25 protein-coding genes are annotated in these 21,410 nt (G+C 52.8%); 19 read left to right on the forward strand and 6 right to left on the reverse strand.

Annotated features, from left to right (window positions below; all coding sequences use genetic code 11):
* The first annotated feature begins 5 nt into the window (after positions 1–5).
* The gene (locus NOX35_RS26835; RefSeq protein ID WP_046462373.1) at positions 6–368 is read left to right on the forward strand and encodes a hypothetical protein; all 363 of its coding nucleotides are present in this window, start codon (positions 6–8) and stop codon (positions 366–368) included.
* 273 nt (positions 369–641) lie between these two features.
* Here NOX35_RS26835 and NOX35_RS26840 read toward each other — a convergent pair whose 3' ends face one another.
* The 6 genes from NOX35_RS26840 to NOX35_RS26865 are packed head-to-tail and all read right to left on the reverse strand — an operon-like array spanning position 642 to position 5,509.
* Positions 642–1,868, reverse strand: a complete 1,227-nt coding sequence (locus NOX35_RS26840; RefSeq protein WP_256493548.1) for an IS256 family transposase — start codon at positions 1,866–1,868, stop codon at positions 642–644.
* Positions 1,869–1,913: 45 nt separating this feature from the next.
* Positions 1,914–2,234 carry a hypothetical protein gene (locus NOX35_RS26845; RefSeq protein WP_256497035.1) on the reverse strand — a complete coding sequence of 107 codons (321 nt, stop codon included), beginning with the start codon at positions 2,232–2,234 and terminating at the stop codon, positions 1,914–1,916.
* The gene (locus tag NOX35_RS26850) at positions 2,235–2,489 is read right to left on the reverse strand and encodes a hypothetical protein (RefSeq protein ID WP_131667153.1); all 255 of its coding nucleotides are present in this window, start codon (positions 2,487–2,489) and stop codon (positions 2,235–2,237) included.
* Between the two features lie 57 nt (positions 2,490–2,546).
* Positions 2,547–3,575, reverse strand: a complete 1,029-nt coding sequence (locus tag NOX35_RS26855; protein ID WP_182312670.1) for a hypothetical protein — start codon at positions 3,573–3,575, stop codon at positions 2,547–2,549.
* Between the two features lie 3 nt (positions 3,576–3,578).
* On the reverse strand, positions 3,579–4,727 hold the full coding sequence (locus NOX35_RS26860; RefSeq protein ID WP_182312668.1) for a toxic anion resistance protein: 1,149 nt from the start codon (positions 4,725–4,727) through the stop codon (positions 3,579–3,581).
* A 14-nt stretch (positions 4,728–4,741) separates the two neighbouring features.
* Positions 4,742–5,509: a hypothetical protein gene (locus NOX35_RS26865; RefSeq protein ID WP_182312667.1), complete on the reverse strand. Its 768-nt coding sequence runs from the start codon at positions 5,507–5,509 to the stop codon at positions 4,742–4,744.
* 264 nt (positions 5,510–5,773) lie between these two features.
* Between NOX35_RS26865 and NOX35_RS26870 the strand changes: the two genes are divergently transcribed.
* The 18 genes from NOX35_RS26870 to NOX35_RS26955 all read left to right on the forward strand — a co-directional run bounded on the left by NOX35_RS26870 (position 5,774) and on the right by NOX35_RS26955 (position 21,395).
* Positions 5,774–6,325, forward strand: coding sequence for a hypothetical protein (locus tag NOX35_RS26870; protein WP_182312665.1), 552 nt, complete (start codon positions 5,774–5,776; stop codon positions 6,323–6,325).
* Positions 6,318–7,703, forward strand: a complete 1,386-nt coding sequence (locus NOX35_RS26875; RefSeq protein ID WP_256497036.1) for a YfaP family protein — start codon at positions 6,318–6,320, stop codon at positions 7,701–7,703. Before NOX35_RS26870 ends, NOX35_RS26875 begins: the two co-directional genes overlap by 8 nt.
* 332 nt (positions 7,704–8,035) lie before the next feature.
* Complete coding sequence (locus NOX35_RS26880; protein WP_232536464.1) at positions 8,036–8,524, forward strand: hypothetical protein; 489 nt, start codon at positions 8,036–8,038, stop codon at positions 8,522–8,524.
* A gap of 29 nt (positions 8,525–8,553) precedes the next feature.
* Positions 8,554–9,015 carry a PD-(D/E)XK nuclease family protein gene (locus NOX35_RS26885; RefSeq protein WP_182312661.1) on the forward strand — a complete coding sequence of 154 codons (462 nt, stop codon included), beginning with the start codon at positions 8,554–8,556 and terminating at the stop codon, positions 9,013–9,015.
* Positions 9,016–9,246: 231 nt separating this feature from the next.
* On the forward strand, positions 9,247–9,564 hold the full coding sequence (locus NOX35_RS26890) for a hypothetical protein (RefSeq protein ID WP_182312659.1): 318 nt from the start codon (positions 9,247–9,249) through the stop codon (positions 9,562–9,564).
* Positions 9,565–9,638: 74 nt separating this feature from the next.
* Complete coding sequence (gene sppA / locus NOX35_RS26895; RefSeq protein ID WP_182312657.1) at positions 9,639–10,604, forward strand: signal peptide peptidase SppA; 966 nt, start codon at positions 9,639–9,641, stop codon at positions 10,602–10,604.
* Between the two features lie 119 nt (positions 10,605–10,723).
* Positions 10,724–11,620, forward strand: a complete 897-nt coding sequence (locus NOX35_RS26900; RefSeq protein ID WP_182312655.1) for a DsbA family protein — start codon at positions 10,724–10,726, stop codon at positions 11,618–11,620.
* A gap of 12 nt (positions 11,621–11,632) precedes the next feature.
* Positions 11,633–12,073, forward strand: coding sequence for a hypothetical protein (locus NOX35_RS26905; RefSeq protein ID WP_182312653.1), 441 nt, complete (start codon positions 11,633–11,635; stop codon positions 12,071–12,073).
* 50 nt (positions 12,074–12,123) lie between these two features.
* Positions 12,124–12,606 (forward strand): hypothetical protein, encoded by a 483-nt coding sequence (locus tag NOX35_RS26910; RefSeq protein ID WP_182312651.1) that lies wholly within the window; start codon positions 12,124–12,126, stop codon positions 12,604–12,606.
* A 144-nt stretch (positions 12,607–12,750) separates the two neighbouring features.
* Complete coding sequence (locus tag NOX35_RS26915) at positions 12,751–13,785, forward strand: chromosome partitioning protein ParB (protein WP_182312649.1); 1,035 nt, start codon at positions 12,751–12,753, stop codon at positions 13,783–13,785.
* Between the two features lie 83 nt (positions 13,786–13,868).
* Entirely contained in the window at positions 13,869–14,696 is an 828-nt protein-coding gene (locus NOX35_RS26920) for a ParA family protein (protein WP_182312647.1), read from the forward strand.
* Positions 14,693–15,871: a ParB/RepB/Spo0J family partition protein gene (locus tag NOX35_RS26925; RefSeq protein ID WP_182312646.1), complete on the forward strand. Its 1,179-nt coding sequence runs from the start codon at positions 14,693–14,695 to the stop codon at positions 15,869–15,871. Before NOX35_RS26920 ends, NOX35_RS26925 begins: the two co-directional genes overlap by 4 nt.
* 9 nt (positions 15,872–15,880) lie before the next feature.
* Positions 15,881–16,153 carry a helix-turn-helix domain-containing protein gene (locus NOX35_RS26930; RefSeq protein ID WP_034367538.1) on the forward strand — a complete coding sequence of 91 codons (273 nt, stop codon included), beginning with the start codon at positions 15,881–15,883 and terminating at the stop codon, positions 16,151–16,153.
* A gap of 157 nt (positions 16,154–16,310) precedes the next feature.
* Complete coding sequence (locus NOX35_RS26935; RefSeq protein WP_182312644.1) at positions 16,311–16,781, forward strand: hypothetical protein; 471 nt, start codon at positions 16,311–16,313, stop codon at positions 16,779–16,781.
* Between the two features lie 1,688 nt (positions 16,782–18,469).
* Entirely contained in the window at positions 18,470–19,927 is a 1,458-nt protein-coding gene (locus NOX35_RS26940) for a replication initiation protein (protein WP_034396707.1), read from the forward strand.
* 62 nt (positions 19,928–19,989) lie between these two features.
* Complete coding sequence (locus tag NOX35_RS26945; protein ID WP_182312642.1) at positions 19,990–20,520, forward strand: hypothetical protein; 531 nt, start codon at positions 19,990–19,992, stop codon at positions 20,518–20,520.
* A complete protein-coding gene (locus tag NOX35_RS26950) occupies positions 20,501–20,836 on the forward strand; it encodes a hypothetical protein (protein ID WP_256497037.1) in 336 nt (111 codons plus the stop codon). Before NOX35_RS26945 ends, NOX35_RS26950 begins: the two co-directional genes overlap by 20 nt.
* Positions 20,837–21,125: 289 nt before the next feature.
* Positions 21,126–21,395, forward strand: coding sequence for a hypothetical protein (locus tag NOX35_RS26955; RefSeq protein WP_034396704.1), 270 nt, complete (start codon positions 21,126–21,128; stop codon positions 21,393–21,395).
* Positions 21,396–21,410: the final 15 nt, after the last annotated feature.

Raw genomic sequence — 21,410 nt, forward strand, 5'->3', positions numbered from 1 at the left:
GATCCATGCGTTCCATTCTTACTTTTGCTCTCGCCCTCTTCGTCTTCTACACAGGCCTCAACCTCGCAGCGCGGCTGCAGGTCCACGAGCAGGCCAAGCTTATCGATAAGAGCGGCCAAGTCTTTGAGGGCCGCATGAGCCGCGATATCCTGACTGGGGACTACCGAATCGACTCTCCGTCGAGCGTTGGCGAGGTCAGGATCATCCCGAAAGAACAAATTGGCGGACTGGTCTATGTTGAGAGCGATGGCTTGCCCTGGCAGTCCACGGTCACTATGTACGGAACAATCGTTTTGATGCTGTTGCTCTTCGGTTATGACATTTTCAGGAGCATGCGCAAGAGCGAGCGCCCTACTGCTCGGGCCTAGAACTAGGCGCTCCCTTCCCGAACGACCTGCCCATGGCAGGTTTTTTTACGCTCTCGCTGTCTCTGGCTGCGCTTTACATCAGGGAAGGGAAGCCGTTTCCAAGCTACAGTCATCTGTAAGACTCGCAACAAACACAAACTATAGGGGCCAATATGTCAGATCAAACAGGGAACACATCGCCTGCGAAGGTTATGGATGATCCGAAACACCACTTACACCACTGGCGCAAAGAATTCGGGGCGTGTCCGAATTTTTGTGTAAACGGTTCGGACTTCAATTGACGGAGATGCGGTCTCCGAACTCAATGGTAAAGCGGGTCAGCGCAGCCTTCCAATCCCGGATGGGCATGGTCCACTTCTGGCTGATGTTGCGCAGGGCCAGGTAGAACAGCTTGGTCAGCGCCTCGTCGCTGGGGAACGAGCCCCGGTTCTTGGTCAGCTTCCTCAGGCCCATGTTCACCGACTCGATGGCATTGGTTGTGTAGATGACCTTGCGGATTTCCGGCGGGTAGTCAAAGAACGGGGTCAAGCGGCTCCAGTTCCTGCGCCAGGACTGGCCGATGGGCAGGTACTCGGTATCCCAGCGCTGCTCGAATTCACCGAGCATCAGCTCGGCCTCCTCGGCGGTGGCGGCCGTGTAGATACGGCGCAGGTCGGCAGCTACTTCTTTGCGGCGCTTCCATGAGACGTAGTTCAGGCTGTGGCGCACCATGTGAACGATGCACAGCTGCACCACCGCCTTGGGGAAGACGGCCTCGATGGCTTCCGGAAAACCTTTGAGCCCATCGACGCAGGCAATGAAGATGTCATGCACGCCCCGGTTGCGCAATTCGGTCACCACCTGCAGCCAGAACTTGGCACCCTCGGTCTGCGCCAGCCACAGGCCCAGCACCTCCTTCTCGCCCGTCATGGTGATGCCGATGGCCAGGTACACCGCCTTGACCCGCACAGCGCCCTCGCGCACCTTCACATGGATGCAGTCCAGATAGACGATAGGGTAGATTGCATCGAGCGGGCGGGCTTGCCAGGTCTTGACCTCATCGGCCACGGCGTCGGTCACCGAGGAAATCAGGCTGGGCGAGACCTCGGTGCCGTACATCTCCTCTAGGTGGCTCTGGATCTCGCGCACCGTCATGCCGCGGGCGTACAGGGAGATGATCTTGTCGTCGAAGCCGGCCCAGCGGGTCTGGTGCTTGGGGATCAGTTGGGGTTCGAAGGTGCCCTTGCGGTCGCGCGGCACCTCGATGGGCAGTTCGCCGAACTCGCACTTGAGCGTCTTCCTGCTCTTGCCGTTGCGAGTGTTGCCGCCGGTGTTGACCACCGGTTCGTGTCGGTCGTGGCCGAGGTGCTCGGTCAGTTCGGCGTCCAGCGCCTTTTCTACCAGCAGCTTGGTCAGCTGCTTGAGCAGGCCGTTCTCGCCGATCAGGTCTTCAGGTTTCTTGTAATCAGCCAGCAGTTTCGCCAGCAGTTCTTCAGGGACTTCGTGTTTCTTGGTTGTCATTGTGCTTACGGACATGCAGACTTGCGCCTGCGGTGGATTGTCCGTTTACACAAAATTCTGCACACCCTCGGACATCAACGGCGCGCTAAAGCCCAGGGCCGCGCAAACCAAGCTGGAGCTGCGCGTCCGTCGCTCAAGACAGATCACAATGCACAGGTAGAACAGCACCAGATTGATGTGCATGCTTGGCCAGTCCGCGCTACTGGACAAGTACAGCCTGCTCCAGCCAGCTACAAAGAACACCAGACTGAAGGAACTCACGGTCACTACCGAGTCGGCCATAAGCGCGAACACTGGCCGCAAGGTGATGAGCCTGAACAGATGCCACGCCATAGCGCAGACCCACAATCCCAGAAGTCGAACCATCTACTTTGTTGCTCCGTTGCAATCCACGCAGGCTATGCCGCGCTTCACGTCCGTCACGCTGTCGAAGCTCAGCCAGCCTGTAGAGATGCCGCAGCGCCGACATGACATGACTGCGATGTACTGACCAGACTCGCTGGTTCCAGCGTCCGACACATGCATCAGCACGCGGCGAGACGCTCGCTTGGCCTTGGCTTTTTCCACTGGCAAGGGGACGATCTCTGGGAACAGATCTCCGGTCATTTCATCCTTTGTCATCCCCCTGCCCTTCCCGAAAAAAAGGCCCATGAAACTGGGCCAAGCTTCAAAGCGATTTCAGGTATTGGCTGACACGCCAGACAGCCTGTAAATCGTCTTTAGGTTCTTGCGCATGTATTGCTCAAGAGCAAACACCAAACCGGACAGCAGTGCCACCAGCCCACATACAGCCAGAGCCAAATTCGCCCATAGGTTGAGTCTGCTTTTGGCCTCAGCTTCCTGCTGCTCATGATTGAAGGAGCGAAGACTTCGGCTCATACCCCATGCCTTGTTCTCCATCATGGCTAGCACGCCTGCGGAGTACTGCAGCTCGGGCGTTGCATTCGATGCCCTTTCCAGTGCCAAATCCAGGTTGGCACGGTAGGCATCCCAGTTGATCTCAGAATCCTTCTGTTTAAGCTGTGCCTGCGCAACAAGATATGGCCCGTACTCTTGGGCATCAGCAGATGCATTGCCTATCAACTCGGTGACGCGTGCAGGCAGGCCGAAGCTGATGGCCTCCTCGATCTGCTTTTGTCTTGCATCGCTCTTGGACTGGCGGTGCTCTGCTCGCTCGGAGCGATCTGAAAACAAGCTACTTTCGAGTCCAGCGTGTTGAGGAGCAATCCCTTCGATGACACTCTCGAAAACAAAGGATGCGGGGATCAGCATCAACCCCATGAACACACGAGCAAATTGACCAAATATCAATCCACTAATGGCCAGAGCGGTCGCGGACAATACTCCAACGACTTTGACTAGGTTGCTCAGGGTGACAAAGGTGGAAAAAGAGGTCATTCCGGCTCGAATCCCATCCAACGCCCCGCTAGGCTCTGCGGGACCACTCGCCTCCAAGGCTTTTGCCAGCGCCTTCGGAATATCGGGACTGTTGAGGCTCTGCAGTGGTTCATGCCCCATTCCCAACCAAGCCAGGACAGCAGCAACTGCTGCCGCTACGAAGACCACAATGACCGCTATTTGCCAAACGCGCTTGAGGCGATTGGCACGTTGGGACAATGTGCCCGATACATCTTCAATCCAGCTCGTTTCAAGCACGGGCTTCTCAACCGCTTTAGCGCCCCAATTTTTGGTACGTGTCTCGCTCATGATTTAGGCTCCTGTGGCTGCGCTTGCGCGAGAGATGCCCAGATTCTGACTATTGGTCGAGATTTGCTTTTTCATCTGCGCACACATGTGCTCGATCTGCATACTCGACTGCTCGCGCTCCCTCTTGCCTTCCAGCTGGATCTGGCTCACATCGTTTGCGGTCTTCACCAGCATGTCCTGCACGTACTGCAGAGTCTTGACATCGATAGGCAAGCGCTGATTTGACTTAGCTGTGGCCACCGCGTTCTTGTGCAGCAGATCTGCACCGCGTGTGAGCATGCTGTTCGTGAAATCATCGATGGCCACAGTCAGCTCTGCGGCGTTTTTCGATTCGTTCAGGCCCATGGCCAGCACAAACTGCCGCTTCCAAATTGGGATCGTCAGCGTAGTGATGGTGTTGAACTTGTCCACCAGGACGAAGTTCGTGGACTGGATCACACGAATCTGGGGGAGCATCTGCAGGGACGATTGCTGAAGCGCTTCGAGGTTGCCGATACGCAAGTCCAGATTGCTGGCAAAGGCCTGCATATCGGACAACTCCTGCAACTCCGCAGGGTTGGTCGCAGTTTGCTGGCGCTGCTCGATCAGCTGATTCACGCGCGCCAATGCAACGCGGCCAGCTACGATGTGCACGCTCAGCTCGTAATATTCTTTGCGAACGTTGTCGAACATCACTTCCAGTGTTTCATTGCGTTTGCTCAGCCCCGCCACTGTCGTTTGAACTTCGGTGATCACCTTGTCGATCTGCTCCTTGGATGTTTCGAACTGGTTCTGCAGGCGCATTCCGCGCATCTTGAGCTTGTCGATCCATGGCCCGATCACCGGGAGGCTAGAGCGCCGTCCTGACAGCACGTTCATGTTGGTCTTCTGGGCAATGCCTACGACTTCAACAAGCTGCTCGCCCATTTGCCCCACTTCGCCGTTCCGAACCTGGCTCAACAGTTCGTCGGCATAAGCCGTTGTCTGTTCCCCCGCTCTGCGACCGAATGTGTTGACCGTTCCCGGATTCATCGGATCGATGTCTTGCACCAGCTGCGCGATGTGCTCCAGATCGCCATTACCCAGTCCCATGACTTTCAGTTGCTTGTCGCTCAGCTCATGGACTTCAACGGGATATGCAGCTGTAGGTGTCTTTGTCGCAATCGTGTTCATGATTCTTTTCCCTGTTACTGAGTGACCGAAATGGATTTGAGGTTGTCTGCGAAGCTCTTGCGCAGGTTTTCATGGGCTTGGATAGCCATGGCCAACTGCTCGCCCGTAACGTGGTTTTGCACGCCCAGGCCCAGCATGTTCTGACGCCACAGCGGCACCAGCACCTGAGCGGTTTCGTCAAACCGATCCAGCACATCGATCAACTGGTACTTGAGCAGCTGCAGCTGCTGGCCTGTTTGTGCGTGGGAAACCTGCATAGCCTGAAGGTTGATCAACCGGCGAGAAAAGCGCTCTCGGCTCGTTTCCTGGTCAAAAGCCAATGCACCACCCTGGCTATCTGGCGTTTGAGCCAGATATTTCTGACCCGCTTCAATGTGGTTGCTGATGATTTGGGCCTCGGCTCCATAGGTAGAGCACAGAGACTCAATCACATCGATGACATCGCGCACCAGCGCGGCTTCCTTGGTCGCTGCATTGAGCAGTTGATCCATGTTGATCTTGGCCACCTCAAAGCGCACACGCTTTGTCTGGGCCAGCCCAGTGAATCTCGACCACTTAGACGGCTTCTCCGAAATGGCTTTCGGGTCTGCGTCTTCTAAACACATCACCACTCCACGAATGCTTCGTGCAAGTCCAGCAGAGGGATTGCTCCCCAGTAGCTTGTCCAGCTTGACATCGATCTCAGGATCTCGGACGAGCTTGCCAAAGTCACCGATACCCAGTGGGTTACGGAACAACTCTGGTATTTGCTCTGAAGTGATGACCTCGATGGAATCCATCATTAATCGGCCCTCTCAATTTGTATTGTTCAAACAGAATGAAGGGCAACTTCAAATGTTGCCCGATTAAAACTACCAGCACTTCAAAAAATGCAAGCTGCTGCGCAAAGCATATTGGGAAGCACTCATAGTCTCGAACGGGCAAGTGCCCAAGAAGGGCCAGATCAGCGACGGAGCACCTGTAACTTTTGGTATCATCGTCAATCGATTTTGAACACCATTAGTAATTCTTAATCGATATTCAACTGATACCAAATTAAGGCATCCATGAAATTTAAAAATAAACTTATCACTCTTGCAGTGATTGCTTTCCTGCAAGGATGTGGAGGGGGAGATTCATCTGCTTCATCTGGGAAACCGGATGAACCTGAAAAGCCTTTGACGGTTGCCCAAAAGATTGCTGCCTTGGAAGAATCAGGCCAACTGCCAAAATTGAATCGAGACGATACATTGACGGGTATCGATGCTGACAGTAATGGTGTCCGCGACGATATCGACGCATATATTTCTCAAGTATTCCCTGCAGAAATACGTCAAGCGGCCACCAAAGCCGCTCAAGTTGAGCAGTCAATGCTCACGGTGGATGTGAACGATAAAGATGCTGTGCGCGATATCAACAACGCATACACCCGTGCCAATGGATGCATTTTCGAAACAGCAAGAAATAAGGACCTTGAAATAAAGCCTTACTTCGTCAGCAAGCAGATATCGGCCATTACTGCCAATACCAAAAAGAGACTCCTAGCAATGGTGGATTTCAGCCATGCGTCAAACGGGATGGTGTTTACGGGCCAACTTAACGGTAACTGCGATGAATAAGAATATTTTCCGAAAAGCAATTTCGGTTGTCCTGGCAAGTGCTATCGCGCTCTCTTCCACTGCAGGCCTAGCCGCAACTGGCCTTCCAGCGCCCGCCCAGTGCCAGACGCTTGATGGCTACACCATTGGCTACTTCAACGGTGTTCTCAACACTCGCCAAGATGCCGAGCGCTCTGCGGCCTTGCTACGCGAGGAACAGTATGAAAAGCGCTTTGCGGTCCCTACGGGCGAAACGTTGATCGTACAAAACTACTTCAACGACTCCAAGGGCTGGCGTGACTTCATTGAAGTCTTTGAACAGCGCGTTCTGCAGCAAGATGAGAACCTGTCTGGTCGCTGGGAGTTATTTCAGCAAGCCATTAGTGGCGATCTGGATAAGCCAGGTGATGGCTGGTTCGATAAGCTAGGAACAGTCTTCAGCGGCTTCACAGGCTGGATTAATTCCTATCAGGATTACTTGATCACGCAAGTCCCATCAGTTATTGCGGCGAGGTTTGGCATCGCAAACCTTGCGTCGTTAATTATTGGTGATGAAACTGAAGCGATCTGGCAAACGGAGGTCGAACACCGCCAACGACTCGAAACCACGATCAATGAGGGTCGCAAACTGGTAATGGTCGCCCATTCCCAGGGAAACTTATTCGTTCACGAGGCTTATAAGAATGCGCTCAAGCTGACCACTTCTAACTTCGTCAAAGTGGTTCATATTGCCTCTGCATCGCCCTTCACGCATGGCCCACATGTTGTGGCTGACAAGGATCTGGTTATTAAGGGTCTGAACCTGTTTTTTACGAATCCACCCGTTTATACGGTTATCCCAGGGTTACTTGAGCGTAGAAATCTTGGTCCAACTGACTGGAAAGGCCATTCATTCGAATTGATTTATTTGAATGGTTTGATTCCCACAAAGCCGCTGATTGATGGGCATATCATTAATGCACTCAGCTCTATCCAAGCACCTCCCAAAGTTGCGCAACCAGGTCTGTTTACCGTGACTCTGGACTGGGATGGTCCCGGTGATGTCGATCTGCATACCTACGAGCCGAACGGCAACAAGGTGTACTTCAGCAACAAAATCGGCTCCAGTGGTCGCCTTGATGTGGACAACATCTCTGGCTATGGCCCTGAGCACTTCTATGCCTCCTGCGACACCAACAGAATCATGGATGGAGACTACAACATCGGTGTGGCCAACTACAGCAGAGCCGATGGGCGTCGAGCCAACATTCAAGTAGCTACTCCTGATGGCGGCGTTATCGCCTCCGAGTCTGTGACGCTGGGAACTGCCACTGGCACACAGACCTATCTCATGCCCATACGTATCAATGTCAAACGTGACCAGACCACTGGTGCGGTCAAGGTAAAGAAGGTCGGTTGAGAATCGCTTAGATCCAGAGCGTATCCACAAGCCAAGGGCACTATTTATTAGTGCCCTTTTTCTTTGGGCTTGCATTTTTCTCCAGCCAAGTATTCTTTTTCTGAGGAAAAACGACTTGTAGGTTCTTCTGTTCCATGCTGTTCGCCTTTAGTAGGCGGCTCATCGAGTCGAGGTGACTTGAAAGCAACCTAGAAGTCTATTCAGCAAGAAAAGAAAACAGGATCGCATGATTTCTTATCTAGAAGTCGCTTGCAAGTCGCCATCTGGCCGCACCGCAAGAGTGTCTTGCAACCTAGATACCACTTGTAAGTTACATCAAAACAATCTGAAAAATGACAAATCACCTGGAAGCGACTTTGAAAGAGGCTTCTCAAGCCTGCCCAACCTTGCCGATCATGCGCTCGCCCTATCAAGAATGGCTTGAAGAGGCGGAACTTGGCCTGCTGGCCTTAGATGATTGCCGAATTGAGTGCGACAACATGACATGGGTTATTTCGTACTTATTCAACAGAATAAAGCTGCCTCATAAATGCATGTCCGGGCACTTGATGCTGAGCAATCGGAAGAAGTACGTCACACCGCACTACTGGATTCAACTTCCTGCTGGATATGTTGTCGATCTCAGGCTTCGCATGTGGTTCGGGGATGACGAAGCAATCCCACATGGCATCTTCCAACCAGGCATGCACCCCAGGTTCATCTACTCCGGCAAGGAAGTTGAGCCATACAAGCTCACAGCTTCACTCGCCTCCATCCTCACAGACGGATTGATCTCTAACGTCAGACTGCCCAGCAAACCAAGCCGTCCCCTGTGTGAATAGGGACAGGTCAACAGCACCAAGAGGGATACATGGACACCTCAACTAAATTCCTGATCGTCGTCTTCGGCGTTCCTCTCGCGCTCTCTGCATTCGAGCAGCTGATGCACAGGATTGCAGGTGGCGCGCATTTCTGGCAGCAAGGCGAGAACATGCCGCGAGAACTCCGCAAGTCAACTGTGCTGATGAATGAGGAAGCAATCTCATGCACTCACCCCATCCCTATCCAAGGGCGTGTCGATCAAGTTTTCCTCGCCCCAGGTGGAGAAGTCATTCCTCTTGATACCAAGACACGTTCGGCCCACCGGGTCATGGAATCGGACGTTGTTCAGTTGTCTGTCTACGCTGTAGCTCTACGTCAGAAGTACCCTACCGCAAACGTTAGCCACGGCTATATCAGAACAGTTGTTGGCTCCGTCAATGACAAATCTGTGGTCTATCACCGGGTTCGGTTGCTCAGCGACCGAGCTGTCGTTCGGATCGCAATAGGCTGAGCTGTGGCCTGTTCGCTTTTTCGCATGCGAAAAAACGGCATGTTGTAGCTTCTTTTTCGCATGCGAAAAAGTTGTCCCAGCGCCCTACTCCGTCCTCTCAGAACAATTTAAGCGCTTAAACCAGCCTTCGTAGGTGCATCGGCCCTTTTGGGGCATTGCTGAAAACTTGCATTTTTTTAAAGGCGCATAGGATTTAAACAAACCGAAACATTCACTCACAAAGGGGGCTGTATGCCTAACTCACCGTCGTACCAAGAGCTGCAATCCGATAGCTTCAAGCTGTCTACTCAGGAGGTGGCTACTCTGAGCCGATACAGCACCGTCACAGGTGTGCTGGTGTGTGCCCAAGCTGTATTCATCCCTGAGCTGGGAATTGCAGGTTCGGCGCTTGCTGGAGTGATCGGCATCGCACCTCTCGCCTACAAATTCTTCTGTGCTGAAGAAAACGCAAAGGGATTCACCGCCCTCATTTCCACTTTGATTCTCAGCCCCTTGCTGGGCCTTGTGATCGATTTGCTCATGCGCCTGCTCAAGCTCAACCTGATCTGAGCTAGCGGCCCCCTGGCATGAAGACCCAAGACTGAAAGCAAGGTCTGCGTCGTCGCCAATTAAGAAAGTAATCCATGAAGTTCAAGCTGTTTTCAAGGTCAGCTCCTACCCCTCCTTTGTCCGTCGATCAAGCCATTTGGGAAATACACAGCCAGTATCGACGCCACAACCGCTGGAACATTCTGGCCAACATGCTGAGGGCCATTGGTGTTCTTCTCTTTCCGTTGGCCTTCATCGTCCTCTCGATGAATGGCGGCAACTGGCCATGGTCTTCATCGGAAGAGTCAAAGGCGCACACCGCCTTCGTCAACGTGCGAGGGGAAATCGCTGCAGGCTCTTTGGCTGATTCTGATCGCCTCATCCCGGCCATTCAGAAAGCATTCAAGAATGAGCATTCCAAGGCCATCATCATCAAAATCAACTCGCCAGGTGGTAGCCCTGTTCCATCCGGGCGTATCCACGATGAAATCCTGGTCCAACGCGCCAAGTTCCCCGAGAAGAAGGTTTATGCGGTCATTGACGACATCGGCGCGTCTGGCGGCTACTACATCGCTGTTTCGGCCAATGAAATCTATGCTGATCGCGCAAGCTTGGTTGGCTCCATCGGCGTGATCAGCTCGACCTTCGGATTCACCGGCCTCATGGACAAGTTGGGCATTGAACGCCGAGCGATAACCGCTGGCGAGCACAAGGCACTGCTTGACCCCTTCTCTCCGCTTTCGCCCGAAATCAAAAAATTCTGGGAGGCTTTGTTGGCCCAGACCAATGAGCAGTTTGTCTCCCGCGTGAAGACTGGTCGTGGTGAGCGCCTGCAAAACGACCCCACGATCTTCTCCGGTCTGATCTGGAATGGGGAGCAAGCCAAGAACCTGGGCCTTATCGATGGCCTGGGTAGCATGGAGCAGGTCGCCAGTGACGTTATTGGCGTCAGCAAGCTCGTTGACTACACCCCGAGCGAAGATTTCTTCAAGCGCATGTCGCAGCGCGCCAAGGTTGAAGCTCGCGCATTACTCAGCAACGCCCTCCCCTCCCTTCGCTAACTCCGTCGCTGGCAATGAAGCATCTGCCAAAAAATGTCATCGCAGCCCTGATCGTTGTCATTCTCTTTATGTGCTTGCTCAGCTCCGCTCAGATCTAAACCTGCCGCCTCCATATGAACATGAACTCCCCTACTCCCGCTCAAGCTGCCGAACCCAAAGCGGTTCAATTCCGAAATGCCTTCATCAACATCTTTCTACCCATCTTCGGTTTGATCATCGCTGGCTGCCTCGGCTGGCAACTCTACAAGCTCAACAACATCACAAGTTCTTACGACAAAGGCTCGTCGGTGAGCTTCAAGTCTGAAGACGAATTCAACAATGCAGTGGCCAAAGCCTTCAACAAGATCGTTGAAGACAAACAGAAGGCCATGGCCCAGACCAAGCTGCAGAAGTTCACTGCCGCTCCCGAATTTGTACCTGATGGTAAGCACATCTACGGCTCCATGGATGCGCGCTACACACTGGTGGAGTTCTCCGATCTGGAGTGCCCTTATTGCAAACGCTTCCACAACACGCCCAAGCAGCTCGTGGACGCAAGCAAAGGCAATGTGAACTGGCAATGGATGCACTACCCCCTGGACTTTCACAATCCTGCGGCTGCAGATCAGGCCATCGCATCTGAGTGCATCTCTGAACAACTGGGCAACCGCGCCTTCTGGGCTTTCTTGAACGATGTGTTTGTGCAGTCGCGTGGCAACGGTCAAGGCGTGCCCAATCTGGCTGAGCTGGCCACGGAAATCGGCGCTGACAGCAACAAGTTCCTCGAATGCGTCGCCTCTGGCAAATACCAGCAAAAAATCCAAGAGCACATGCAAAAGGCCGCGGCGCAAGGTATCAAGGCAACACCGGCAACTTTCGTTGTCGATAACCACACCGGCAAGATGCAGCTCGTGGCTGGTGCCCAGCCCGTGCAAGCGTTGATGGCTGCTGTCTCCAAGCTCAAGGCAGAAGCTGAAGAGGAAGCAGAAAGCCAGAACGGCCCTGGTGAACAAAGCGCTGTGCAAGACAAGAGTTAAACGTCAGGAGCCATGAACATGAATGCCCCTGGCGTAATCGCCTTTGCGAACGGACCCAAGAAACCCAAGCTTCAGCTCAAGAGAGCAGTTTTGGAATACGTCGAAGGAATGGCCCTGGATCTTGGCGAAGTGCTGATGCTTGAGGTTCTGGAGCCAGCCGACCGTAAGGCTCTCCAAGACGCACAGCGCGTTTGTCTCAAACTGACATTGCAAAAGCGCCTGCACGGTGTTGACTCTTTCGTATGGGAGCAATTGCAGGCTGCGATGAAGGACGACTATAAAAAGGACGCCTGGGCATTCGAAGAAGAAGCACTTCTACTGACTGCGATGGGTTCCATCTGTGCACCTGAGATCGACATCGCCTTGCTTTCAAAGCGCATGAATAGATCCCCTTACTCTGTCGCGCTCAAAGCCTTGGAATTGGGCTATCTGCGCGCTCCTTCTTCCGACTGAAGACCTCGGCCACTATCGCAGTGGCTGAGCCTCCCACTCAAGGAGTCACCATGTCACGTATTAAAAATGCTCTGGTCCGCGCCCTGAAGGCTACGGCGAGTGATCTGGATGAAATCGTCAAAATAGACGGCCTCACCAAGCATGAGCGCTTCGTCTTGCATTCCGCTCGGGAGATTTGTGAGCGCCTGATGACGGAACAGATACGAAGCCGCGTATCCAGCCCCCCTACCCCGTCCCAGGCCGAGCGTCATCATTCTGTCGAGCCAAAGCAACCCCAGCAGTTGCCACGGGGTCAGAAAAACCAGGCAGCAGAGCACACGCACCAGAAGCAATTCGCCAATCACGGCAAGCCCTGGTTGCCCAATGAGGTGGGCATCATCCAAAATGCTATCACCCTGGCCAGGGCTAAGGCGGTGGAGATCGATGTGCATCACCTCTCTACTCAACTCGGACGTTCGCCCTACTCAGTCGCGTCGAAGTTAGTACAGCACGGGTTCCTCAATGAAGAGTGGGCGCAACAATTTCGCAAATAGCGCAAAGATCACAACACAGACTCAATGACTAGATAGACTGCATAGCAAGGCTTTTCGCATGCGAAAAAATCGGTAGCTGAATTCCTTGCATTTTTCTTGATCGCAGTACCATAAATTAAGTCTGTCAATTGGAGGGATACAAGCATGTCTACTGCAGCACCCAAGAAACCCAAGAAAAAACCTCACCCCGACACCATCAATTCGCTCAAGGCACTGGAAAAGAGCCTCCCTCTTGAAGAGATGTCGCGCACCGATGGCTTCCTGCTTCATCACTCTTTGGTGGTCCCTCAACCAGGGTTCAATGCTCGCACCGCCTTCATGGACGAGGATGAGTACTTTGCAATGCCCGAGAACGCGGCCCGCGTTCGGATGTTTGCGGATGCCTATAAGGAAGGCAAGTACGTCCCGAACATCCTGGTGAAGGTCATTGGCGGCGTTGCCTATATCCGTGATGGCTACACACGCAAGCGCGGCTTGAATTTGGCCATTGCCGAAGGGGCGCTGATACAGAAGATTTTCGTCACTGAGATGAAGGGTGACGATGCTGAGCAGGCTTTGGTTGTCATCAACGGCAACAACGGCGCTCCTGTATCTGTTTTGTCCTGTGCGGTGCAATATCAGCTTCTTGAAAGCTGGGGCTGGAGCATTGCAGAGATGGCCAGACGCTCCAACGTGACTCCAGAAGCTGTTCGTTTCGCACTCTCGCTGTTGGATCTGCCTTTGCCTGTCAAAGTGATGATCCAGAAAAATGAAGTCTCTGCGACAACGGCTTTGGAGCAGTTCAACGAGCATGGAAATGACGTTGTAGAGATCCTGGCCGAAGCAGTCAAAACGGCTAAGGCGGCGCTGCCTGTGAAAGCTGCAGACGATTCCAAAAGTGGCGAGGGGGAGGGTGCCAACCCAGCGAAGAAAAAGCGCGCGCTTGTGACGAAGAAGCACCTGAAAGCGACTGCCGCCCCCAAGATGAACAAAAAGATGGTGACGGCCATGCACACCAGCCTCTCGGGCCTCACCAGCCGCCTGGATAGCATCACACCATCGGATGATGGACAGGCGTTCCTCATGAAGCTGACCAGCGAAGATGTTGCTTTGCTGCGCGAACTGGCAGGAAAGCTGCCGCAGCTCACGCCCAAAGGCGAAGAAAAGAATGAAAATCAGGAAGAACTCAGTCTGGAATGAGCCAGTAGGCCCAGACTTCCCCCAGCTTTTTTCGCATGCGAAAAAGACTGGACATAACACTCAAGAGGCCACCGGGCGATCTAATGAACAAAGTCATCAAGCGCAAACACAAGGGTAAAGCCAAGGTCGTCAGCTTCTCCAACCAGAAGGGTGGGGTGGGGAAGTCAACGGTGTGCATCCAGACTGCCTTCTATCTCGCTATCAAAGAACAAGCAAAGACTCTTGTGCTGGACTTCGATGCCCAGGGCAACACATCCTCCCGACTTGTTCCACATGAAACAAATTCTGAGGGTGAGCTGGTCCCCGCTTACAGCGGTACTCGTGTGGTGGATTTGTTTAAAAAGGACATCGGCCCCATCGAAGTCATTCACTGCCCATGCGGTGTAGACCTCATTCACACACTAAAGAACGACCACGATCTCAGTGAGATCGAAACCGGCCTCACGCTTGTAGACGCACTGAACCCGCGCGAGAATTTGCGTGAACTCATACAGCAGTACGACTATGTTTTGATCGACTGCCCGCCTAGCCTCGGCCGCAAGCTTTATGCTGCCCTCGCCATGAGCACCCATGTCGTAGCACCCGTCAAGCTGTCTGGTTTTGCTTACGATGGTCTAGAGGGCCTGCTGAGAACGTTGATCGGTGTTCAGCACTCTACGAATCCCGATCTTGAGATCTTGGGCGTCTTCATCAACGACCGCACGTCTTCGCTCAGCCATGAGCGTGCTGAAGAGAAGATACGCGCGGCTATCCCGGATCTCGTGTTCAAAAATACCATCAGAAACCGTCCCCCCCTGGATACAGCAACATCTGATGGGGTCCCGATCTGGACGCTCCCTTACGCTCACGTTGCCGCCAAAGAAGTGCTGGCCGTGATTAAAGAGCTGCTGTCGAAAGTGAACAAGAAATGAAGAACATCACCTCATTAACCGAACTGGCCGCTGTTGCTACGCGCGGCATTCAACAAGAGGACGGCAAACCTCTGTCCGTGGACATCGACGATATCGTCTCCAAGGCCCAGGTGCGCAAACGCTTCAAGAACCTGGAAGAGCTTGCTGAAAGTCTCAAACTTGATGGCCAGATCAATGCCATCAACGTTGCTCCCAAGAACAAGGATGGCAAGTATGTGATCCTCAAAGGTGAGCGTCGCTGGCGAGCAGGCAAAATTGCCAAGCTCAAACAGATGAAGATCGTCATCGATACGCGAATGCAGGAGGATCTGGACCGCACAGCGGAAGAGCTGGCAGAGAACATCCAACGTGAAAATCTCACACCTTTTGAAATCGCTGATGCACTGAGCCAGTTCAAGGAAGCAGGGTGGACAAATGGCCAGATCTCCAAGCGAGTTTCAAAGACTCCAGCGTTTGTTTCTTTGTACCTGTCTCTGCTGAGCATCCCGAGCTTCATTCGCGCGCTGAACGATGAGGAAATCACAAACGATGCCGAGACGCTGTACAACCTGAGTCGCATTCATGATCTGGCACCGCAAAGAGCCATCGAGATTGTTGCCCTGGCCAAGGAAGAAAAGAGCCTTTCTCGCACTACCACGCGCGCCATCTTGAAGGAGTTGACCTCTGATGATGGGAAGGAACGTGGCAAGCGTGGACCTCAAGCCAGGGAGAGCAAGATAAAGCCCAACAGCAGCGACGACAGCAAGTCCGCAGCAGATAAGGCTCTCAATGCCAGCCAGGGCAAGCCTGATGCATCAAGTGCTGCCAGCGAGTCAGGCTCCCCGGCCAGCTCTCAAGAGAGCACTGCCAAAGAGCTGGACAAGTCTGCAAAGATGAACAGTCCAGCAGCGCAAGATGCTGAGACGCAAACTACCGTGGCCAGCAAGCCCAACGATGCTCACAAGAAGCCAAGTCAACCAAGTGTTCAGAAGAATGTGAGCTTCAAAGCTGTCACACCAGGACAGATCATCCTGGCAGTTTCAGTCCCCATTGACGGCGTTGTTACAAATGCCGTGATCATGAATGACCGGATTTCTCTTAAAGATGGCAGCGTTTGGGTAAAAACAGATGCGGGAAATGTAACTGAGGTGCTGGCCGAACAGATTACACTCCGGGGGGTTCAAGCAACCGACTAACTGTGGCTCATGACCATCTCGCGCGACACGAAGCGTAAATTCGATCTCATCAATGCGCTGTGTTCGCACGAGAAGCCTACCTTGCATGTTCTCCAGGAGACGACAAGCATCCCTTTGCAGACAATCAAACGCCAAATTGGCTTCCTACGGTCTGACTTTGGCATGCAGGTACGGTATGTCCGTGTCTCTGGGGGCGATAGAGGCTCCAACGGGTACTACACCATCGATGACTGGGGCATCATCGACATGAAGAACTTCCTGAAGCACTATGGAAAGTTCTGACGGAACACTCTTCCGCCAAGGATTGCCTACAAACCTGCGTATCTCCACGCAGGTTTTTTTTTGACCGAACTGGCCTTGAATGAGGGCTGGCGCATGCCAGGTTGCATTTCTGGGAAGCAGGGTAGGGTAGTGCACTACCCCAAAGAAGAGCATCACCATGAAATTCAAACGAATGGAGCGTTTTGAGCGCGCGGCCTGGACACAGCGCAGACTCGCCATGGCCACCTCAAAGCCAGCACGCTTGGCAAAGAAGCTCCAAGAGAAATATCCGCTTATTTCAGATCAACTCCCAGCTCCGAAGCCATTTGACGCTGATGCAGAGCTGTCACGCCGTCAATCTCTGCTCGACAGCACAGAAGCGCGGCAGCGCGCGCATGAAGCTCGGTGCTGGCGCAAAGCGCGGGGAAATTTCTTCCGCGCTACTCCTGATCAGCAGGAAGCCATTCGTAGCACCTGGAAGGGCTGGAGAGGCCCGCTGACGGCTTTCTACTTCGGCTATGTGGTGGACGTAGCCACGGGCGAATATGAAGCACGTAGCCAGCGCGCACGAGACAAAGAACGGGCAAGGTCTATGGAGATCAGAGCTAGGGAGCTTCAAGCTCAGACCCTGCAGCTCCAGTTCGGCTAAAGCATGAGAAAGGGTGTGAGGATCGATATCGAGCACATCACCCCAAAAATACCCCATGGATTTCGCTCTTCACGGAGTCGGTGAGGGGCAACCTCCGGTTGACCCCAAAAACCCCCCCAAAAATTGTCCGAATAGCCCATTTTGGGCAACCATGTCGGGCATGTGACACTCTCAACCCCAAAAACCCCCCCGAAATTTTGACCGATAGGTTTGCCGGGAGCCAGCAGAGGAGAGGCAGCGATCAGCACCCGCTTTCCACCCCCTATTTTTGTCCAATTAAGGCAATGCGCCTGTTTCACCCTTATCAAAAGCTCATTTTGAGTAGCTTTTCCCCGTTCTAGATCTCAGCTCATCCGTTGGAAAGGGAAAAAAACTGTCCAAACGTACCAATTGAGGGGGGATGAAGGGCATACCTGTTCAGTTCAGAACCGCACATACCAATTGAGGGGTGTTAAGGCCGATTTTTTCCCCGTGGAAGTGCTCAACGTACCAACTGAGGGGGGTTGAGGCCAATTTTTTTCCTAAAAGGACTCTGCACGCCTATGCGATAGCTCACCATTAGCTCAGATGGGCATAGCCATCAGGCCACAAATAAGCAGACCTCAACGTGCCGCCTCAGAGCAGAAGGCGTTGTACCAATTCAGGGGGGATAAACAGATTTTTTGGCCCGATAGCGAAAAAGCACACGTACCAACTGAAGGGGGGATACGTACCAAATGAGGGGGGATGAACACTGAAATTTGCTTGATAGTGCTCCAGAAAATGGAGCACCAAACTGTGAATATCAGGGGCTATCGAGCAAATTTTGGGGACACCAATGATCCCAAATTAAGGTGTGTAAGAGCCCAAATCGGGGGTGACACCCTACCAACCAGCGGATGTTATCGAACCAATGGACGGGGCCTACCGTACCAATACGGGGGTGTTATGCCTCTGCAACCCATTGTCAACAAACAGCTTTTCGCTCTCTTTATTGTAGTTAGCGTATTAAAGTTTTTATTGTTTTTAACGGTGCGCTGTCGCGGTTTACAAAGGCAAAAAAATGCGGGACTCCCTGGGGTTCTAAAAACGTTGCAGCGGTAGAGCGCAGAAGAAAATTTTTCCCGATAGCTAACCAATGCAGCGACGATTCACGGAGTCAGACAGAAGACGTTCCACACGTACAAAACCACATGGCTAGATCAGGAACCAAAAAAAGGGGTCTACCGTACCAATTGAGGGGTGCTAACGAGCAATTTTTCTGTATGGCTGAGGGGGCCATCCCTCTGAAAGAGTCGCTGCTGAAAAGCTATCGAGACAAAATTTGTACTGGGTGCGGTTTTTTGCTCTTTACGCTAAAAATTTCCCAATACAAGGGAGCTATCAGCACAAATTAAGGCTTGCAACGTACCAACTGAGGGGTGTTGAAGTACCAATACCCGGCATCCTTCGTACCAATTAAAGGGTGTCATTGCTCTATAAGTTGTTGATAACAAACAACTTAATTAAGTCCTTATAGTATCTATGCCTCTAGGTATCTATGTTTTTACGGTGCGCGCGATGAGCAAGTGCACACCTATTGCAATCCTGCAAAAAAATGAATAAATTCCGGGGTGATAATCCGTTGGCAATCAATAAATTTTTCTCAAATCGGCTCCAGGATCAGGAAAATTCCTTGTCTTGGTTAGGGCAACAAAAAGGGCGAAGCCATGGCCAAAGACGTTGAAGCAGAAGAATTCAATCTGCCGATGACCGATGCTGACCGGCAAATTGGCCTGTCTGGCTTCCCTGACCCCGAACCTGATTCGAAAAAGCGATTTCGCCGCGTCAACGTCAGAGCAGCAAAAGCTCGGCCTGAGTCCATCAGGAAGAACTATCCGCTCATCCATTCGTTGACTGCAACATTGCAGACAAATCATCAGCAGAAGCTGATGAACATGATCATCAAGTGCGTCCAGACGCAAGAGCGCGATGCTGATGGTTTTTGGTCGATGCCATTTTCGGATTTGAAGGTTGCACTCAACCTCAACACCAACAATCGCACCCACATCTCTGCAGTCGCAAATTCGATGCAGGAGATCAAGATGCACTTCGACATGGCGTCGAAGGATCTGAAGAATCCCAAGCTGGTGTGGATTGTGTTCGTGCCGACCATCCTGTACGAGTCTGGCGAAGTGCGCTTCAAGATCAACAGCGATGTTGAGCACCTTTTTTCTAAAGACCATCGATATGCGTTGCTCGAAGAGCGCGAGATGGCCGCTCTCAAGCTTCAGTGCTCGGTACGTCTGTACGAACTCGTCTGCCAGGATGCTGGTATCCAGCACTCCGCACTGATGCCATGGGAAATGCTGCGTGGCCTGATCATGGCCAAGGACATTCCGAAGAAGGCCGAGACATGGAGCGGCTTCAGCGAGCGATATCTGATTCCATCGATCCATGAGGTTTCGATGCAGACTCGGTTCAACGTTGAGTTGGATGTCATCAAACGGGGCAAATTCGTTCATCAGGTCCGTCTGCTGATCAAGCTGAAAAACAACCGGCAAGAAGTTCTCTCTGGCATCAGCGAAACACCTGCGCATGCTCAGATGCGTGGCTTCCTTGAAGGCTGGCCTCTCCCTAACGGTGACATCCTCAGCCTTTTCGGTAAGTACTCCATCGAGGACATACAAAACGCATACGCCCACACGCTGTACCGCTCGAAGTTTGAAAAGTACCAGCTCAAGCACCCACACAAGTATTTCTTGCGTAGCTTGGAGCACAAGTATTTCAAGGACTACCCCGATTGCGCGAAGGTGATGGGGCTTATCTTCGTCTCGGCTGTTCGCAACGAAGTTGATGACGTAGTGCCTGATGCCCGCAGGTCTAATGTCGAAGACACAGTGACGATTGAAGATATCGATAGGCGAGTCATGCTGCGTCGGCAAACCGAGCTACAAGGGATGGTTGATGGCATGCCTGCAGAGCAGCGCCATGCTCTGTTCTCCAAGTACAACGACACGCTGAAGGATGATCGATTCAAGCTCAACATCGGACGGCGCAACCGTGCCGGAAGCATGTCGATGTTCAGGCACTGGTACGGCGAAACGGTCTATGGTGCCATTTCTGCCGAAGAGCGTGAGTTGGCAAAGCAAGCGATCCTAGCTGAGGCCGTGGCGACTACCTACTGAGTTTGGTCTTGCATTTTTAACGATGCCGGTACTCTGGTTGTCAGTCACAACAGGAGTCCAGCATGTATCAGACAGCAGATCTATTTGGGTTTGTCGCGCCAGCAATTCAGCCAGGTGCGAAGGCGCAGGCAAACGCCAAGGCCAAGCCGTTCATCATCGACATCAACGCCAAAGCACCGATTCCTGTGGCTGTCCGTGCAAAGCTGAAAAAGGATGCACAAAACGTGCGCGCCTGCGCTGAGCGCAAAGGCCTGTGCATGGACCACTGGGAAGAAATGGATGAGGCGGACCATGCGAAAAATCACTTTGAGCTGGGATGCTGGCTGTACTTCTATCAACGGTCTTTCTATGACCTGAGCAAAGACAATATCAATGAGCGCGTGCAGTGCATGCTGCGTCTGTTCTTGAATGGATTCACTAACCCCGGCTATAGCTTCTACACGGTCTTCGATTTCGGTGAGCGCCAATTCGATTCGATCATGGAGATGGGAGACAGCGAGCGTGTGAAGGCAGAGATGCAAAAGGCTTTGCCCCTGGACAAGACAGGCAAAATTGCAGCTGCGTTCAGCTACCATGGCTGGTCCACAAATTGAAAAAGGTGAGGGGATGAAGCAGGCGATTTTCACCATTTTTGAAGATGCTCCGGGCTACTGGTTCGTGCCATACGAACAAGAAGCTGCAGCGAAGGCAAACCCCGAAAAGTTTCGGCAGGATGTCTACCAAACCAAGATCGCAGCCTGCCGCGCTACTCTTGCTTTAGCCAAGGAAGTTGGTGCAACTGAGCTTCATCTGCACGGGTTTGGTCCAACCACAACAATCAAGAAAGAAGCCGCTGCACAGGGCATCAAGCCCATGGTCTACTGGCCAGCAGCTTCTACGAAAATTGCTCCGTTTGCACGAGGAAAGTAAGGCGACTTTTTCGCATGCGAAAAACTTCGACAGTGGAGAATGTTTCGCGTCGGTTGATCGACGACTTATTCCCAGAAACCTTACCTAAGCGCACGAAGCCTCGCGTGTTGATGCATGTCAGCGATGCTGGCCAAGTGGATTCCGGCAAGCCGGAGGACATCGGCAAGCCGCTGTGCAAGATGGTCTGCAGACGCTGCGGTGCTGAGAGCGATTACATGATCTTCGGGACCATCACAGCGGCAAAACGCGGCATCCCATGCAAAGCATGCAATAAGCTAGGAAGAACGTCATGAAGGAACTGACAGCCCAAGCTGTGTTCGATGAGGCTTTCAAGCCTGGGCGCGCCCCACGCAGCGAGGCATACAAGCAAGGTGTACTGGCATCTCTTCGTGTTCGCATTGACAGATTGCCGATGGTGCCATGCCCGTATGTGGACAGCACTGCTGAGTCAGATGCCTTCTTCGCAGGAGTCGAGGAAGGGCGTGATCTATCACCTGAAGACGGTCAACCCGGACTGCTCGATGTCTATGCTTATCTGGATGAACTAGAGCAGGGGTAAACAGCTCCGTTCATG

Origin of the sequence: Comamonas sp. C11, assembly GCF_024496285.1 — a bacterium.
Taxonomy (GTDB): Bacteria; Pseudomonadota; Gammaproteobacteria; order Burkholderiales; family Burkholderiaceae_C; genus Comamonas; species Comamonas testosteroni_F.